This is a genomic window from Amphritea opalescens (assembly GCF_003957515.1).
Classification (GTDB): Bacteria; Pseudomonadota; Gammaproteobacteria; order Pseudomonadales; family Balneatricaceae; genus Amphritea; species Amphritea opalescens.
Map to the genome: position 1 here is coordinate 34,740 of NZ_RQXW01000008.1, position 16,648 is coordinate 51,387.

General features: G+C 47.7%; 19 protein-coding genes. 9 read left to right on the top strand and 10 right to left on the bottom strand.

Translation table 11 applies throughout. The features are described from left to right. Positions 1-239: 239 nt before the first annotated feature. From EH243_RS10310 to EH243_RS10320, 3 genes are read left to right on the top strand one after another with little or no spacing between them, the layout of a single operon-like run. Positions 240-695 carry an ATP-dependent zinc protease family protein gene (locus EH243_RS10310; protein ID WP_126158582.1) on the top strand — a complete coding sequence of 152 codons (456 nt, stop codon included), beginning with the start codon at positions 240-242 and terminating at the stop codon, positions 693-695. Between the two features lie 10 nt (positions 696-705). Continuing rightward, on the top strand, positions 706-1,617 hold the full coding sequence (gene rimK / locus EH243_RS10315) for a 30S ribosomal protein S6--L-glutamate ligase (RefSeq protein WP_126158583.1): 912 nt from the start codon (positions 706-708) through the stop codon (positions 1,615-1,617). A gap of 6 nt (positions 1,618-1,623) precedes the next feature. After that, positions 1,624-2,667: a succinylglutamate desuccinylase/aspartoacylase family protein gene (locus EH243_RS10320; protein WP_126158584.1), complete on the top strand. Its 1,044-nt coding sequence runs from the start codon at positions 1,624-1,626 to the stop codon at positions 2,665-2,667. Between the two features lie 163 nt (positions 2,668-2,830). Here EH243_RS10320 and EH243_RS10325 read toward each other — a convergent pair whose 3' ends face one another. From EH243_RS10325 to EH243_RS10340, 4 genes are all read right to left on the bottom strand, one after another. After that, complete coding sequence (locus tag EH243_RS10325) at positions 2,831-3,154, bottom strand: NifB/NifX family molybdenum-iron cluster-binding protein (protein ID WP_126158585.1); 324 nt, start codon at positions 3,152-3,154, stop codon at positions 2,831-2,833. Then, on the bottom strand, positions 3,151-3,798 hold the full coding sequence (locus tag EH243_RS10330; protein ID WP_126158586.1) for a cytochrome b/b6 domain-containing protein: 648 nt from the start codon (positions 3,796-3,798) through the stop codon (positions 3,151-3,153). Before EH243_RS10330 ends, EH243_RS10325 begins: the two co-directional genes overlap by 4 nt. Beyond that, positions 3,795-5,414, bottom strand: coding sequence for a tetrathionate reductase family octaheme c-type cytochrome (locus tag EH243_RS10335; protein ID WP_126158587.1), 1,620 nt, complete (start codon positions 5,412-5,414; stop codon positions 3,795-3,797). Before EH243_RS10335 ends, EH243_RS10330 begins: the two co-directional genes overlap by 4 nt. A 386-nt stretch (positions 5,415-5,800) precedes the next feature. Continuing rightward, entirely contained in the window at positions 5,801-6,142 is a 342-nt protein-coding gene (locus EH243_RS10340; RefSeq protein WP_126158588.1) for a DOPA 4,5-dioxygenase family protein, read from the bottom strand. A 162-nt stretch (positions 6,143-6,304) separates the two neighbouring features. Between EH243_RS10340 and EH243_RS10345 the strand changes: the two genes are divergently transcribed. Continuing rightward, positions 6,305-6,736, top strand: coding sequence for a GlcG/HbpS family heme-binding protein (locus EH243_RS10345; RefSeq protein WP_164549096.1), 432 nt, complete (start codon positions 6,305-6,307; stop codon positions 6,734-6,736). Positions 6,737-6,968: 232 nt separating this feature from the next. Here the strand turns inward: EH243_RS10345 and EH243_RS10350 are convergent, their stop codons facing one another. Beyond that, on the bottom strand, positions 6,969-7,151 hold the full coding sequence (locus EH243_RS10350) for an RSP_7527 family protein (RefSeq protein ID WP_126158590.1): 183 nt from the start codon (positions 7,149-7,151) through the stop codon (positions 6,969-6,971). 382 nt (positions 7,152-7,533) lie between these two features. Here EH243_RS10350 and EH243_RS10355 point away from each other — a divergent pair, with 382 nt between their 5' ends. After that, positions 7,534-8,730 (top strand): MFS transporter, encoded by a 1,197-nt coding sequence (locus EH243_RS10355; RefSeq protein ID WP_164549097.1) that lies wholly within the window; start codon positions 7,534-7,536, stop codon positions 8,728-8,730. A gap of 193 nt (positions 8,731-8,923) precedes the next feature. On the opposite strand, the gene EH243_RS10360 is transcribed toward EH243_RS10355, so the two are convergent. The 4 genes from EH243_RS10360 to EH243_RS10375 all read right to left on the bottom strand — a co-directional run bounded on the left by EH243_RS10360 (position 8,924) and on the right by EH243_RS10375 (position 12,421). Beyond that, positions 8,924-9,979: an AAA family ATPase gene (locus EH243_RS10360; protein ID WP_126158592.1), complete on the bottom strand. Its 1,056-nt coding sequence runs from the start codon at positions 9,977-9,979 to the stop codon at positions 8,924-8,926. Further along, positions 9,976-10,293, bottom strand: coding sequence for a hypothetical protein (locus EH243_RS10365; RefSeq protein WP_126158593.1), 318 nt, complete (start codon positions 10,291-10,293; stop codon positions 9,976-9,978). The genes EH243_RS10360 and EH243_RS10365 overlap by 4 nt, the downstream gene beginning before the upstream one ends. Then, positions 10,286-10,693 (bottom strand): PilZ domain-containing protein, encoded by a 408-nt coding sequence (locus EH243_RS10370; RefSeq protein ID WP_164549098.1) that lies wholly within the window; start codon positions 10,691-10,693, stop codon positions 10,286-10,288. Before EH243_RS10370 ends, EH243_RS10365 begins: the two co-directional genes overlap by 8 nt. A gap of 297 nt (positions 10,694-10,990) precedes the next feature. Continuing rightward, a complete protein-coding gene (locus EH243_RS10375; protein WP_126158595.1) occupies positions 10,991-12,421 on the bottom strand; it encodes a M48 family metalloprotease in 1,431 nt (476 codons plus the stop codon). A 120-nt stretch (positions 12,422-12,541) separates the two neighbouring features. On the opposite strand from EH243_RS10375, the gene EH243_RS10380 reads away from it, so the two are divergent. From EH243_RS10380 to EH243_RS10390, 3 genes are read left to right on the top strand one after another with little or no spacing between them, the layout of a single operon-like run. Beyond that, a complete protein-coding gene (locus EH243_RS10380; protein ID WP_126158596.1) occupies positions 12,542-12,778 on the top strand; it encodes a sulfurtransferase TusA family protein in 237 nt (78 codons plus the stop codon). 11 nt (positions 12,779-12,789) lie between these two features. Beyond that, on the top strand, positions 12,790-13,875 hold the full coding sequence (locus EH243_RS10385; RefSeq protein WP_126158597.1) for an AI-2E family transporter: 1,086 nt from the start codon (positions 12,790-12,792) through the stop codon (positions 13,873-13,875). A gap of 18 nt (positions 13,876-13,893) precedes the next feature. Continuing rightward, positions 13,894-14,928 (top strand): sensor domain-containing diguanylate cyclase, encoded by a 1,035-nt coding sequence (locus tag EH243_RS10390; RefSeq protein ID WP_126158598.1) that lies wholly within the window; start codon positions 13,894-13,896, stop codon positions 14,926-14,928. Between the two features lie 141 nt (positions 14,929-15,069). Here the strand turns inward: EH243_RS10390 and EH243_RS10395 are convergent, their stop codons facing one another. Continuing rightward, entirely contained in the window at positions 15,070-15,537 is a 468-nt protein-coding gene (locus EH243_RS10395; protein ID WP_126158599.1) for a peroxiredoxin, read from the bottom strand. A 224-nt stretch (positions 15,538-15,761) separates the two neighbouring features. Here EH243_RS10395 and dapA point away from each other — a divergent pair, with 224 nt between their 5' ends. Beyond that, positions 15,762-16,637, top strand: a complete 876-nt coding sequence (gene dapA, locus EH243_RS10400; RefSeq protein WP_126158600.1) for a 4-hydroxy-tetrahydrodipicolinate synthase — start codon at positions 15,762-15,764, stop codon at positions 16,635-16,637. Positions 16,638-16,648: the final 11 nt, after the last annotated feature.

Consider the following 16,648-nt stretch of genomic DNA (forward strand, 5'->3'; position numbering starts at 1 on the left):
CCTAGGTGTTTTGAGACTAAGCAGTCCTCTTTTTAACCGTGGTTAACTTTTTGCTATCGGTTTAGATAAGAATGCTGTATATCGTCATCTATAAAATCACTGACAAGCCCTGTTCGGGTGTCCATGTTTGTCAGTGTCGAGGCTTTAGTTACCAATCCGGTGGGTTGGTTCACTTTAAAATTTACTCATGTTTAGTGTTGGTGTTTTATCAACTCATCGATAGGTGAGCGGAGGTTGGTGTGGGCAATAAGGATAAAAAAATCATCGGTTGGCGGGAGTGGGTGTCACTGCCGGAACTCGGTATTGATCAAATGAAGGTTAAGGTCGATTCAGGCGCAAGGACCTCTGCATTACATGCGTTTCGGGTAGAGCCGTTTCAACGGGATGGGCAGGATTGGGTGAGTTTTGATGTTCACCCGCATCAACAGGATGTAGAGACCGTGGTGAGCTGTGAAATGCCGATTAAGGATATTCGCACGGTGACCGATTCCGGTGGTCATCAGAGTCAGCGGTATGTGATTGAAACCCTGGTGTCGATCGGCACAGAGCAATACCCCATCGAACTGACGTTAACGGGTCGAGATACGATGCGTTTTAGGATGTTGCTTGGAAGAACCGCCATGAATGGTCGCTTTTTAATCGACCCTGAAGGTGCATATTTAATTTCACAAGGCAAACATCAGCCTGAGTCATAAGGATTTTTTCATGAAAATAGCAATTTTGTCCCGTAATGTTTCTTTGTATTCTACTCGTCGTTTGATTGAAGCAGCTGAGGCTGCTGGCCATGAAGTGCAGGTCTTAGACGTTTTGCGCTGTTATATGAACATTAACTCTGAAGAGCCAAGCATCCATTTTAAAGGGCAGGATTTAGGCAGCTTTGATGCGGTGATCCCTCGAATCGGCGCGTCGGTTACTTTTTATGGTACGGCGGTGCTGCGTCAGTTGGAAATGATGGGTGTGTATCCTCTGAATGAATCGGTAGCGATTAGCCGTTCACGAGATAAGTTACGCTCCATGCAGTTGCTCTCCCGTAAGAAGGTCGGTATGCCTATTACAGGGTTTGCCAGTAAACCGGGTGATATCCCTGATCTCCTTGATATGGTCGGTGGCGCGCCGGTGGTACTGAAGCTGCTCGAAGGTACCCAGGGTATTGGCGTGGTTCTAGCCGAAACCCGTAAGGCCGCAGAGAGTGTATTGGAAGCCTTTATGGGCATGAAAACCAATATCATGGTGCAGGAATTTATTAAAGAAGCCGGTGGCGCGGATATTCGCTGTCTAGTGATCGGGGATAAGGTGGTGGCCGCTATGAAGCGGCAGGGTCAGGAGGGAGAATTCCGTTCTAATTTGCACCGCGGAGGCTCCGCTTCGTTGGTGAGAATTACCCCTCAAGAGCGAGCCACGGCCGTATTAGCAGCTAAAACCATGGGGTTGAATGTGGCGGGTGTCGATCTGCTGCGCTCCGAGCGTGGTCCACTGGTGATGGAGGTTAACTCTAGTCCAGGACTTGAAGGGGTAGAACGGGCAACGGGTAAAGATGTTGCCGCCAGTATTATCAGCTTTCTTGAAAAAAGTATGGATGCGAAGAAAAACTCAACCCGCACCCGTGGTAAAGGTTAATACATTATGTCACAACTGAATCAGCCTATCGAAATTGCTGGGTGTATTGTTCAGCCCGGTGAGCGCAAAACGATCCATGTCGATCTGGCGCGCCTCTATACCAATACCCATTTAGATTTGGATATTGAGGTTATCCATGGTCGCCGTACAGGACCCACATTGATGGTCTGTGCCGCGATTCATGGCGATGAACTTAATGGCGTGGAAATTTGCCGCCAGTTACTTAAACATAAGTCGCTACATCGGATTGCCGGTACCTTGATTATTGTGCCGGTGGTGAATATCTTTGGCTTTATTCAACAAAGCCGCTATTTACCCGATCGACGTGATCTGAACCGTTGTTTTCCGGGGAGTGAAAAAGGCTCTCTGGCGAGCCGAATCGCCTTTATATTTCGCACTCAGATTCTTAGCCACTGCACCCATGTGGTGGATCTGCATACAGGGGCTATTCATCGCAGCAACATGCCACAGATTAGAGCGAATTTAGATAATTCTGTTGCCAGAGAGATGGCGAACGCCTTTGGTGCGCCGGTGATTATCGATTCTAAATTACGTGATGGATCACTGCGACAGTGTGCCGATGAGGCTGATATATCACTGATTCTCTATGAAGCGGGTGAGGCCCTGCGGTTTGATGATAGTGCGATCCGCGGGGGAATTCGCGGAGTGATGAATGTGGTGCGCCATCTGAAGATGTTGCCGGCATTGAAGCGCTCTAAAAAAGAGTTAACCTCGGTTGTTGCTAACTCTTCCGCGTGGATCAGAACCAACTCTGACGGTGTGTTCCGCTCGGTGGTGTCGGTAGGTCAGCGAGTGACGAAAGGACAATCCATGGGTATCGTGGCGTCCCCCTTTGGTACACAGGAAGAGGAAGTCGTCGCCCAGCATTCCGGTATTATTATTGGCCAGAATAATATTCCAGTGGTTAATGAAGGGGATGCGCTGTATCACGTGGCACGTTTTGAAGAGAGCAGCCTGGCAGCTGAAAGGCAGGTTGAGCGGATTACGGAACAGATTGATGCTCACCCGATGCCGGAAGATGTTGATTAAGGTGCCTTGTCAATAATAGATGTGGCTACGGTTAAACGTTTGTTTGTATTTTGATCGTTGCTAGTGACAGATACATAGATGATAGAAGTCACCGATACAGAGATCCTTGATAGATTCCGTATCGGTGTTTGTTGATTCAGATCTCTTTGAGCAGTTTTATCGGCTATGCCGGATGTTTAAGTGAATCTAGATAGCAGGAAACTGCTTCCGTGGGGTCTGACTCTGGGGTAACAAGGGCTTCGATGCCTTGGCGGGCTAAACGTTTAGGTAAGCCTGCACCCATACCGCCGGTTAATAACACATCAATACCATCCAGTGGGTGTGCCGCTAAGGGCTCACTGTTATGAAAGGACTGTTCTTTGGTCAGTTCTAGCAGTGTTTTATCCGTGATCTGCTGATCATTAATAGTGAAGACCCAGAAATTACGACAGACGCCTGCATGGGGCGTCACGGTTTTTCGGTTTTGACTGGTAATAGCGATTTTCATAAGGGTTTCTCCCCGCTTTGTTCATTAGAGGCGCTGGCCGCAGTCGCATCCTCCTGTTCTGGCTCGTAACCGGTAATCATCGGTTTAATCAGGCTCAGTGGTGTTTTACCCATGGTCGCCATGTACACATGCGCAATAATAAAGATCATCATCAAAAAGGCCGCCGCGGTGTGGGTTAGGGCGATCCATTCGAGTGGTATATTGCCAAGACCTATTTGATCCAGTTGGTTATAGAACAGATATAACAAGCCGGATACCCAGATCAGTGGCGAGATTATCAACTTGAGCCATAGGTAGGCAAGCCGCTGTAATGGGTTATGCTTGGCTAGGGTAGTTTTTTTGAAAGGGTGGGCGGCGCCGGTAAAAGTACCCACCGCATAATAGTAGATAACCGCCCCTAGTTTATCGGTTACCGGTATGTATTGACGCCACTCTCCGGTCGTAAAGTGCCAGAAAATAGCAAACACCCAGAGGGTAATCAGCGCCCAAGCGGCGGTTGAATGTAGTTGCACCGCTTTGCCGAAACCAAGCACCTGATAGGTGCCATGTACTTCAAAGCCGGTAAACAACAGGAAGAAGATCAACGCGGCCTGAGACCAGTGCCAGAAGCGTTCAAAACGTTTGAATACCATCACTCTGCTCATTTCTTATTCCTCCGTCTGCGTAGTGCTGAGATACCACGTCCACCCGCATGTGCCGCACTTCCGATTAACATCAATAGAGCGGTGCCCCAACCGATTTTATCGAGCAGTGAGTTGTGATCTCGTGCTGGAATATAGATATCGGGTATTCCATTGAGCCGGCTATTACGCGCATGACAACTGCTGCATTTAACGGCACTGTCTGCGGGGCCAACCATATGACTGATTGGCCAGTACATTTCGGTTTCGATGAAATCGAATTGGCCGCTATAGGGCTGTCCGGCTATTTTGGTACCCGCGGCGAGGGCTTTGGCCCAGTCAAAATTAGTCCATAAAGCACTATCATCGGTCGGGCTATACACATGGTTAATGAGCAGGGTTTTGTTAACGGTATCGAACGGTTGTTTGCCATGCATGATTTTGAATGGCCAGATCCGAGCATCAGGATCATGAGCGCTACCCTCTATCCAGTTAACTTGGACAGGCGGATGATCACTATCGATGGTGTCCGTTTGCAGGGTGTAGTGGACGGTACCGTTAAACCAACGATACTCTGGTGTGACATTTTCGGCATAGTGGAAGTCGCCTTTGGTGCTCAGGTAGCTGAGATGGCCATTTTCATCGTAAACCGTCATCGGTTTGTTGTTTTCATCGAGCTTGCCTGCCGTTGACCAATCCCACCAGGTTTTAGTCGCCACACCTCCCCGAGCAAAGGCGGGAATATGACAGCTTTGACAGGCGACTCGGTCAACGTGTTCATTGAGCTTCTCTTCATGGTGTGGGGCTGCGCCATGGCATGATTCGCAAGAAGCCCTGCTCATATCGGTATGCCCGGGGACATCGATACCTTGGGTGTCGTGAGCATTTCCTTGGTAGCGGCTACCGGCGGTGATATGGCCTGTCGTGGTATGGCAGTCAGAACAAGCAAAGTTAGCGCCTTCGGCCGATAGGTGGACATCCAGTGATTTCGGTGGATTAACCAGTGATGAGTCGAGATCACCATGTTTAACTCCGTCACCTCCGCCACCGTAGAAGTGACATGAGCCACAGTTGGCGGGCTGGCTATGGCCGACATTTTGCGCAATAACGGTCAAATCGGGAGGGGCTTTCATATGCCCGCTGTCGAGGGGGGACTCCATCGGTTGATAGGCTGGATGACCGGCCGCGTTCGGAAGCTTAATGTAACCGCCCGTGGTGTCGTGACAGACGAGGCAATCGACACTGGTTTCATCCGTGGGTGGCGGCTGTTTCATATCCTCCCAACCGTAACCGGCGTGACAGCTTGTGCAGCGGGGTTCGTTTGAAGTGACTGAGCCGCAAAAGCTATTAATAACGTGACGTTTACCCAGTGTTTGAAGTGTTTTTGGCTGAACATACTCCCATGTCCAGTGGAGGCTCTGTTGGACTTGTTTAGCCGCTTCGGTGTGGCATTGAAGGCAAGCTTTAGTGACTTCGGGGCCACTATGAAACTGCTGCTGTAGAACTTTAAACTCTGAGTGGTCAGCCGTCGTGATGTTCTGATCCAGCTTTTCACTGGCGATGACTGCATAAGCATCGGTACTCAGACATGCGAGAATGATCAACCACAGAGATAACTGAGCTTTGCAAAAAAGATCCATCTCTGACTCCTTTCTAGTAGCGCTTTCTAGTAGCGCCAAGGATTAAGCGTGCCATTTCATATTAGCAGTGGCTAAATTAATAAACCATTATATGTTGGTTTACATTAGATGTGCGTCAATAAAAACATTGGCCATTAGCATGAACTCACAACTAGGCCATAAATAAGGCCAGAAAAAGCGCTCACAGAAAAAGACAGAAAAAGACAGAAAAAGGTCAGAAAAAGAAGCGAAGAGGCTGAAACAGCGAGGCACTAGAGGCGAAATAGAGTGTTAAGCCGTCAGCGGTAATACGCTCAAAACGGATAAGCGCGCATTGCCTGGGGGTAAAAACTATTATCGATAAGGCTGTCGATAAGGTAGTAGAGTCTAGGTGTGCCGACGGATGCCTAAAGGAATTGGGTGGTATTTAGCGGCTTGCTGTCACCGAGCCACATAATGTATTTAGTGTGGTCATCAAGATCGCTGCCGGTTACTGGGTGAATAAACACCGTGAGCCCGTTACGATTAAGCATTAACCAGGGAAGCACATTGCCGATCTGCTCTGCACTAAAGGATAGCTGGCAACTCCACTCAGGGTGAGGTCCTACGGGTTTCTGATGGACGCGACCCATGGCGACAGCGAGGTGATCGCGGGCCTGCTCACAGAGCTTGGTTGCTTGATTAAGGGTATTGGCATCGAAGTAAACATGTGCGTGATAGGCCCGAATGTCGGATGCTGCCAGTGTCATAACATTTCCTATGTGTGATGGTGTTGATAGATGATAGATGATAGATGAAAGCGATTTATAGAAGCAATTGTTATCATAAAGATGCATCATTACTCGCTAAAATGGCTTTGCCTATACAATGCGAGAAAGCGGCATCTGCCAACGGTAATAATAGGAGATATGATGAATAAAACCCATGTACAGGCATCCCTGACGCTGGATGCTGCTTTATTAATGGCAAAGGCGGCCATCGATAAAGGTAATGAATTAGGTATTAAGATTAATGTCGTGGTGGTCGATAGTGCGGGTCACCGGTTGGTGTCTCTGCGAGAACCTGGGGCACCGATGCCATCGATGGATTACGCTGAGAAAAAAGCATATACCGCCGTGCATTTTAAACGGTCCACTGATAAATGGGCTGAGGCGCTTGAGGGGCAAGCGGTGCTGGCAAACGGCCTAGCACAACATGAAAAAGTGGCTTTGTTTGGTGGTGGCCTCCCAGCTTGGGTTGATTCGGTGGTGGTAGGGGCTGTCGGTGTGTCCGGCGGTAAGGTTGCTGAGGACATAGCCTGTGCCGAAGCGGCATTAATGATACTAAGCGATGGCGATTCATAGGGGGGATAGTACAGATCTTCACTAGCTAGCTAGTGATAGGCGTCAGTTGACCAAAGTCGAGAGTGGTTATTATCTTGATAAAAGCGAGGCAGCTTTAGATGACCGTTATCTTGATATAGCCGAGGGTCTAAAGGTGGGCAATATAAGATTAAGTCTTGTTAATAGCAGTGAGCAACCAGTACATATTAATTATGTCATCGGCTAACGGCTGAGAGAAAGACGACTGGATCGCTTAACGGTGAGCCAGTGGACCTGTGAAGAAAGCCGGCAGTTCGGTTGAGAATAGGTTGATGACTTTTTGTACGCTATTAGAAAGGATCTCTTTTAGATAAGCCGCGCGCTCTTCATTAGCTTCTGCAACGATGGCTTGTAGATCACTGTTGCTCGATTCAGCGTCGAAGTTATATTTGATCATGATGGTATTCCTTTGAATGTTTACGATAAGAGACATCTTAGACCTTCGTCTAAAGTGAAACAAACGAGTAATTCTTGCACCAAAGGTTAGAAAAATTCATCATTTGGGTTGTTTTTTTATCAGATTCTTTACGCCTCTCAGTGTTAGAGTCTCATTCGTGACAGATGAGTTGACATGCAATACCTCAATACCGACAGCGGTCAAATGTAAACTTTATACTCATTAGTTTTTATTATTGGAGACTGTCGATAGCGTTGTCTAAGAGGGTATCGCAAAGCCCGTGTAGATCTATGTCTATATAAGCTCGTTAATAGCGGGATTAATCTTTACAATTCAGCCAGTTTTTTTAACGTATTACCTCCTTCGTCATATAGGTTGTCGCGTGTCGCAATTAGTCCGTAAGTTTTTTCTCCCGGTGATTTGTCCTGCCGCCATTGTGTCTACCATTCAGCAGGCCTTATTGGTGGTTTTACCCTTATACGTGTTATCGATTGGTGGAACCCTAGCGGAATCAGCGATGATTATCGGTTTTAAGGGGATTGGTATGATGCTGGGTGATCTACCAGCAGGCTTACTGTTAGCGCGATTTGGTGATAAACGCTTAATGCTGGGTGCGGCCGTCACCTCTTCTCTGTCTTTGGCTCTGATGGCTCTATTTCCTACGCTGGGCGTGTTGACGGCAGCGGCATTATTACTGGGTTTTGCTCATGGCAGCTGGCTGGTGGGACGAATCTCCTATGTCTCCGATGCCGCCGCGCCGAATGAACGAGGTCGGGTGATGTCGCTATCTGCGGGCACCATTCGGCTCGGTAATGTGGTGGGGCCCTTACTGGCAGGGTTTATGATTGCGGCGCAAGGGTATCAGGTTACACTCGCGGTCTTCACCCTCAGTTCTTTGTTGGTGGTGCTCTTTGTGGCTTTATGGGTTGTCTATAGCAAACCTCATGGAGAGGATAGCCATCATGTGGCCGCGTTGCAAGATGCGGTGGTCGACAACCGCAAGGTGTTGTTAACGGCGGGTGTCGCATCTCTGGCTTTGATGTTGGTACGCGCATCCAGAGCGTTGTTATTACCCCTCACCGGCGCGGCGTTATTGTTGGACGAAACCAGTATTGGCATGGTTATCTCCATTGGCGCGGTGGTTGATACGTTACTGTTTTACCCCGCGGGTACCATGATGGATCGCATTGGTCGTAAGCCGATGTTTATTGCAAGTTTGACGTTACTGGGCCTGAGTATCAGTTTGCTGCCGATGGCCGAAGGGTTGTGGAGCTTAATTCTGATCGCATCTTTGATGGGGCTGGGTAACGGGGTTTCTGCGGGGGTGATTATGACGGTGGGGTCGGATTTAGCACCTCGATTAAACCGGGGCGGCTTTATTGGTATCTGGCGCCTGCTGTCGGATGTGGGTTCTACTTCGGGCCCATTGCTGATTGGCTTGATGGTGAAATTATCGGGGCTGGCGATGGCGAGTTATAGTATTGGTCTGTTAGGCCTTTTGGGTGGAGCCTTCGTGGTGAAAGCGATGCGCGAGACTCACCGTAAGGATGATAGGGTTGAGGTTGATAGGAAAGGGTAGCTTTCAATGCTTAGCGCATGGCATCACTGTAAGTCGTTTAGGTGAGCAGGCTTTGAGCGTTGATCTTCGTCGTTTAAATTTGTTGGCTGATGATTGGGTCGTCTAACAAAACCCCGCTGCCACGGGGTTGCTAGAGAGAGCAAGAGTCGCGTCTGTTAAAGCATGGTGCAGGCTTGTATGACGTCTAGGTTCCTTATAGCGATGGAATGACCGTTTCCTCATTACCACCATGTTTAACGCCACCGAGCAAAATGGTTTTGTCTTTCGTAATGGTGCGTACCAGTGCGGCATAATCTGCAGCGCCATCTCCGTCGGGCAGAAACTCAAAGATGGTTTCACCGTGCGAAGGTGAGCGGCTTAATTGCTCGTCATAGCGTATTGGGGTGCAAACCTTATCGTTGTATAAGCTCTGTAGCTTGCGATAGATATGCTTGGGTTGTTCCACTCGGGTGTCGAGAAAGGTCGGTAAGATATAATTGAGATCTATATCTTTGTATTTTTTAATCGCGTGAAGGTTTTTAGTAAATTCCGCTAACCCATGGAGTGACATCACTTCTAATGAGACCGGAGTCAGTACTTCGGTGGCATAGAAGAGTACGTTGACAGTTAGCTGATCCCAGCCCGGTGAGGTATCGATAATGACGTAGTCGTAAGCGGTATCTACTTCTGCCATCGCTTCCGATAGGGTCCATTCAGAGCCAAAACTTTTTTTATCGATGATGCGTTTAACGCCGGCCAAGGATCGGCCGCCACTGAGTAGCCATAGATTGGGTCTGGCTTCGACGATTGTTTCTTTGGCGGTGAGTTCGCCGGTCAATAGTTCAGTTAAACCCGCGGGTGGTTTTTTACCCAGCATGAAGGATGACTGACCCTGGGTATCCGTATCGATTAAGAGTACCTTATAGCCCGCCATCGCCAAGCCGGCACTGAGGTTAACCGCCGTGGTTGTTTTTCCGACTCCGCCTTTGCTGAGTGATACGCAAATTTTTCGCGGGGTCTTCGGTACTCTAGGGGTTTCAATGATCGGAGCGGGTTGTGGCGCAGCAACAACGGCAGGCTGCGCCGCTGGCGGCTGTACAACTGGTTTCGATTGTATTGCATCGGGCTGAACAAGGCCGTTGTGATCAAGATTGATGACAAACTTATGCTCGCAAGCTTTACAGCGCACCACGAACCGTTTTTTCTCAGCAAAACGGCTGGTATCGGCATGATGTTTACGCGAGCAGTTTGGGCAAACAATAATAGTCATGGGTTAGCCTTCTTAAGGTCATCAAGGATGGCGTTTAATGCAATCTTAGCAAGCCTTTCTACCGAGACATTGGTCTTCGATTTAGTGATAAATTTAAGACTGATCTTGCCCTTTAGTTTCCAAGCATGAATCGCAAACTGATCATTTTCGGTTTCCCAGATGAGTTCGCCCTGATTTTTGGGTGGCTCTGCAACAACGGAGTCTTCGGCATCACAAAAAATAATATTATTGAGTTGCTGAAGTTCATCGATACTGTCGTCGACATCATCGCTTAACAGCGAGTCCATAATATCCCGATTTTTTGGCTCAGGCATCTTCAAATATCTCTTTACGGAGGTGGAGTAATGCCTGATCTAAGGCGCTGCGGGTTGTTTCATCGATGTGCTGCCATTGGATACCGCATATCCAATTACCTTCCTCATTCAGTGATGAGTGGACCACTTCACCGACTAAGCCGTCAAAATGGAATTCACCCAAAACGATCTTGCAGTCAGGTGTAATATCCGCGGAAGAGAGGGGGGCAGTGGCATCAATAGCAATGCAGACACCTTCATTGCTGATATCTATAAGCGGGTATGTTGAGTCATTCGTAATCAGTAGCGAGGTTTCTCTGTCTTTGACAGGGATGCGGTATGACTTTCGGGAGACCTCTATTGACTCTGAATCATTGGGAATCTCTTCAAATTCCAATGTGTCATCCTGTATCAGTTTCATCGCATAACCTCTTTGAACATCTGTCTCTTCCGCCATCAATTGAGTAATAAGGCGATCGTTATCGTGTACAGGCCTTATGTTTGCTGCTGGTGCCATAGGCTATAAGCAGTGATTACCTCAGGTTGAACGTATCAACTAAGGTATGTCATGACCATCTATAATGGTTATAAAAGCAGCAATTAAGGGGTATCACAAGGCTTGCACCTCTTAAAATGGGTATGAGTAAATAAAACTTGATCATTCGGATCATTGCTCTGTAGCAGTACGCAATTTATATATCAGAGAGTTTTACGCCTATTAAAGCGCGTTTTTAATCTGCTCTCTGACCTGTTCTGCTTCCCGTTGACGCTCTTCCAATCTGGCGATATCACTGCTGCTGAGTCCTTTTTCGCGTAGGGCGAATTTAATCTGTTGCAGTGCTTTATCGGTAGCCCCTATCAATAGGAAGTATTCGACTCGGGCTTCGTGGACACCCAAGGTATTACCGGCTAATCCTTGGGTTTCGGCTAATTCATACCAGATAAAACTATTATCAGGAAAGCGTTGGCTTAATTCACTCAGTATGCGGGCTGCTTTTTTATACTGACGGTTAGCGCTCAGTGCTTTGGCGTAGCGCTGCCTGACGGGGTAGCTGTCGGGGTAAAGCTTATCCAGCTGTTCCATCTGCCGTAACGCATCCTGTGTTTCGCCAGCGGCGAGTGCGAGTTCGGCGTAGGTCAGACGGATATAGAGATGTTGCTGTAAGTTACTGGGTAAGCTTTTTAATGCGGTTTTGGCTTGGCTATAATCACCTTTTTTTATCAGGGCTAGGGCTAAGCCATAGTTACTCAGTTGGTCATCGGCAGCGCTGAGTTGGTAGCCCTTAATGAGCTGATTAATATCCTTGGTGTAATACACTTCTACCCTTTTTTTCAGCAGTTGGTAGTCGTAGCCTTGCTTCTTGTAGGTGGGTTTAGGCAGTTGGCTTGCTCGGTTTTCGGCGTCCGCTATGCGGGATTCAGTGACGGGGTGAGTCAGCAAAAACTCCGGAGGATTTTGTCCGAGAAAGCGACTAGAGCGCTGTAATCGGGAAAACATGCGTGGCATAGCATAGGGGTCAAAGCCGGAGTTAGCCATATTCAACATACCGATACGGTCTGCTTCTTGTTCGTTACGGCGGGTAAAGTTGATACTGGCTTGTTGGCCTGCCGCCATTGATGACGTAATACCGGCCATGCCCGCTTGAGAATCGGCACTGGCAATCAGGATGCTGGCTAAAATACCGGCCAGTAGTAAGGGCGTGTTGCGGCGGCTCTCTTCTAATTGTTGTGCGTAATGGCGTTGCGATAGGTGGGCAAGCTCGTGGGCAATGACCGATGCAAATTCCTGTTCATCTTGAGCGCTGAGTAGTAAACCAGCATTGATTCCGACAACGCCACCCGGCACGGCAAAAGCGTTTAACGCGGCGGTGTCGAGTACGATTAGCGCTAGGCGGTGATCCTGTAGTTGACTATTTGCCGCGATTTTCCACAGTAGGCCATCGATATAATTAACCAGCAGTGGGTCGCCATATTCTGCTGCGCTACCCCGTAGCATCCTGGCCCAAGTGCGGCCTAGTTGATATTCCTGCTCAAGTGAAATAGTGGCGGAGCTGTTGGCTATTAGAGGGAGTTCATTGGCCTGTATCGGCGAGACGGCACTCAGCGATAGGATGCCCGCTAATAGATATCGTGTAAGTCCAGTTCGCAATTTTTTGATCCTTATACTGGGTTTCTGTGGCCACAGAAACAGTTAAGTGTAATTGTGGTTTATAATACCCCGTTTTTTGGTATATATTGCTGTCCTCTTAACTGTATCAGGACATTTTTTATGACTGAGTCCCACTGGGATGAACAACTCGACACCTGCGGGCTAAATTGTCCGTTGCCTTTATTGAAAGCAAAGCAGGCGTTACATAAACTGGCGTCGGGTAAAATTCTCAAAGTGGTGGCAACAGATGCTGGATCACAGCGGGATTTTAAGGCCTTTGTCGATCAATCTGACCATCAGATGCTGGAATCGTTCAGCGAAGGTGGTCGGTATACTTATTTTATCCAGCGCGGTTAAGGGAGCAAAGTGTGAGAAAAATTTTCAACAAGTGGATCGATAACTACTTTTCCAATGAAGAAGTCATTCTGTTGTTGGTGCTTTTGGCGGGCGCCTTGGGGGTTATTCTCTATTTGGGACAGGCGCTAACACCGGTCTTTATCAGTATTATTCTCGCATTTCTAATGCAGGGCATGATTATCTGGTTGAAAGAGCATCATGTACCTCACCTTGCATCCGTGATGCTGGTCTTTACCTTCTTTATTGGTGCGTTGCTATCGTTGCTACTGTTTATTATGCCGCTGGCGTGGAAACAATCGGTTAACCTGTTTAATGAGTTGCCGGGGATGGTGACTCAGGCCAAAGAAGTTCTGTTATTGTTACCGCAGCAGTATCCTGATGTTTTCTCAGAACAGCAGATTACTCAAATTATCGATTTGACCACGACCGAGCTAAGAAAGTTGGGGCAGATGGTCGTAACCTATTCCTTGAGCTCGATTACGGGATTAGTCGCGTTGCTTATCTATGTGGTCTTAGTGCCGATTTTGGTATTTTTCTTTTTAAAAGATGGCAGCAACCTAGTGCGTTGGTGGGTCTCTTTTCTACCACAAAAGAAAGCGATGCTTACCCAAGTTTGGACTGAAATGGATCAACAGATCGCCAATTATGTCCGCGGTAAGGTGATAGAGATTGTTATTGTTGGCTCAGTTACCTATGCCGCCTTCACGCTGCTCGGTATCAATTATGCGGCTCTGTTAGGCATTATGGTGGGGCTGTCGGTGCTGATACCCTATATTGGTGCCGCACTGGTTACATTACCCGTTGCTTTGATCGGCTTCTTTCAATGGGGTTGGACGAATGAGTTTTGGTACTTGATGCTGGCCTACGGCATTATTCAAGCGCTCGATGGTAATGTGTTAGTACCACTACTGTTTTCGGAAGCGGTTAATCTGCATCCTGTCTCTATTATTATTGCGGTGTTAGTGTTTGGTAGTGTTTGGGGGTTCTGGGGTGTATTTTTTGCCATCCCACTGGCTACCCTTATCAAGGCTATTTTGAATGCTTGGCCGAAAAGCCATGCCTTTGTCCAAGACGATAGAAGCGCCGAGACTAAATAATAAAAGCGACCCTAAAATATGCCTCCTCAGACATATACGCACGAGTCATTAGGCTCTGCCGACCTGACGCTTAATTCGATACTTGATCTGATCGTCGAAGGTATTTGGGATTGGAATGGTGAAACCGGCAACGTTGTGCGTAGTCCTGGTTGGTATCGTATGCTGGGCTATCCTGTAGGGGTTTTGCTGCCGGATGTGTTTACCTGGGAGGAAATAATTCATCCCAATGAATATGCCGATGTGATGTTACATATCGAGCAGTACATCAATGGTGAAAGCGATGTCTATCATATTGAGTATCGGTGTAAAAAGCTTGATGGTAGTTATCTCTGGATCGAAGATAGGGCGCGAGCGGTACAGCGCGATAGCGATGGTATTGTTACGCGGTTGATCGGTAGTCATCATGATATTCATGATCGTAAAATGGCTGAGGAAGAACTGGAACGGCAAACCTTATTACTTCAACAGGGTAATCAAACCCTTGAGAGGTTGCTAGCTCATAAAGCTGAAGCCTTAGAGGCAAGTAATCGCCAGTTGCAGGAACAGATAGTTAAGGTTGAACGAATTTCTCATACCGATGCGCTAACTCGGGTCGCTAACCGTGAAAAAGCGAATCTAGAGCTAACTAAAGAGATATCCCGTTCTCAGCGTTATAATCACCCCTTGTCGTTAGTTTTTTTTGATATCAATGATTTTAAGCTGATCAATGATAACTATGGTCATAATGTTGGTGATCAGGTATTGGTTGAGCTGGCAAAGAGGGTCTCTTTGGCGCTGCGGAGTATTGATAGTCTCGCGCGTTGGGGTGGGGACGAGTTTTTGATTATCTTGCCGAGTTCAGATCTGCAACAAACATCCGGCGTGGTTTTAAAGTTGCAATCTGTGATTGCGGCAACAGCCTTCGTGAATAATATCGATCTTGAATGCAGTTTTGGTGCGGTTGAGTACCAGCAAAATGAAACCATGGTTGAACTGTTTCAGCGGGCGGATCATGCGATGTATGAGGACAAAGATCCTGAGGCTTTCAGCGCGAGAAAAAAGATCACTGATTGAGCGTTGTGCTCGTGTCGATTGATTTGCTTATGCATGGTTGAAGCGGAAAGGTATCTGTTTTTATATAAGAGTATTCAATACCCTGCCCGGCGGGCAGGGCTATTACGAAGGAGCGTTGTTTTCGATCAACGCTGTTTCATCTTATAGCGCTTTTGCCGCTTCGAGTACTTCGGCAACATGTTCTTTGACCTTCACTTTACGCCACTCTTTACGCAGTACGCCTTCAGCATCAATTAGAAAGGTGCTGCGTTCAATCCCCATATGCTCTTTGCCATAGAGTTTCTTCAATTTAATAACATCAAATAGCTGACACAATGTTTCATCTGGGTCGCTGATGAGTTCGAAGGGAAAGGCTTGTTTGGCTTTAAAGTTTTCATGGGCGCGCATACCGTCCCGTGAAACACCGAAGATCTGAGTGTTGGCCTCTTGGAATTGATCATAGAGATCACGAAAATCTTGCCCCTCGGTGGTGCAGCCAGGGGTGCTGTCTTTAGGATAAAAATAGATAACCACGTTGGAACCTTTGAGTTCGGATAGCGTCACAGTGGTATCGCTGGTGGCTACAGCAGTGAAGTCGGTTACTGGCTGATCAATTATTGGCTGGCTCATGTATTTTCCTTAAAATCGGGCTTAAAAACGACGCTTATCTTATTGATATCAGTTAGAATGATACGCTTTTTATACGATAACAGATTACACAGTTTTGGCAGCCACTTTAACCATCGTTTTTTGAATTTTCAGATTACGCTAACTTATTGAGCTGAAATGGGTTGAGCCGCAAAACGCAGGCAAGTACCATAGACCATTCTGTATACCTCTTGATGGAGACCATGATGATTACTGGCAGCATTGTTGCTCTTGTTACCCCGATGAATTCAAACGGTGATGTCGATTGGGACGCGCTGGATAAACTGGTTGATTTTCATCTGGAGAAGGGCACCGACTCAATTGTCGCGGTTGGCACCAGCGGCGAATCAGCAACTCTGAACTGTGATGAGCACTGTCAGGTCATTAAACGGGTCGTTGATCGAGTTGCTGGCGCGATTCCGGTCATTGCCGGTACCGGCGCTAACTCTACCCAAGAAGCGATTGAGCTAACGACAGCGGCTAAAAATGTTGGTGTTGATGCCTGTTTGTTGGTGACGCCTTATTACAACAAGCCGACCCAAGAAGGCTTGTTCCTGCATTTTAAAACCATTGCTGAAGCGGTCGATATTCCACAGATTCTTTATAACGTGCCGGGCCGCACGGCTTGCGACATGCTGGCTGAAACGGTTTTACGTCTAGCTGAGATACCGAACATTATCGGTATTAAAGAGGCTACTGGTGATCTTGATCGTGCGAAAACCTTGATTGATGCGGCGCCGAAAGAGTTTGCGATCTATTCAGGAGATGACGGTACTGCGGTTGAACTCATGCTGCTAGGTGGTGACGGTAATATCTCCGTAACGGCCAATGTTGCTCCATCGCAGATGGGCGAGCTTTGCCGTTTGGCCATTGCCGGTGAGGTTGAGGCGGCTCGTGCGCTACAGGCATCTTTAATGCCACTGCATACGGCGATGTTTGTCGAATCTAACCCTATTCCTGTGAAATGGGCCGTGTCAGAAATGGGCTTGATAGGATTAGGTACTCGGTTGCCGCTAACAGTGTTGTCTGAGCAATACCACAATCAAGTACGTGAAGCGCTGAAAGCCTGCGAAATTATCTGAAACTAACGGAC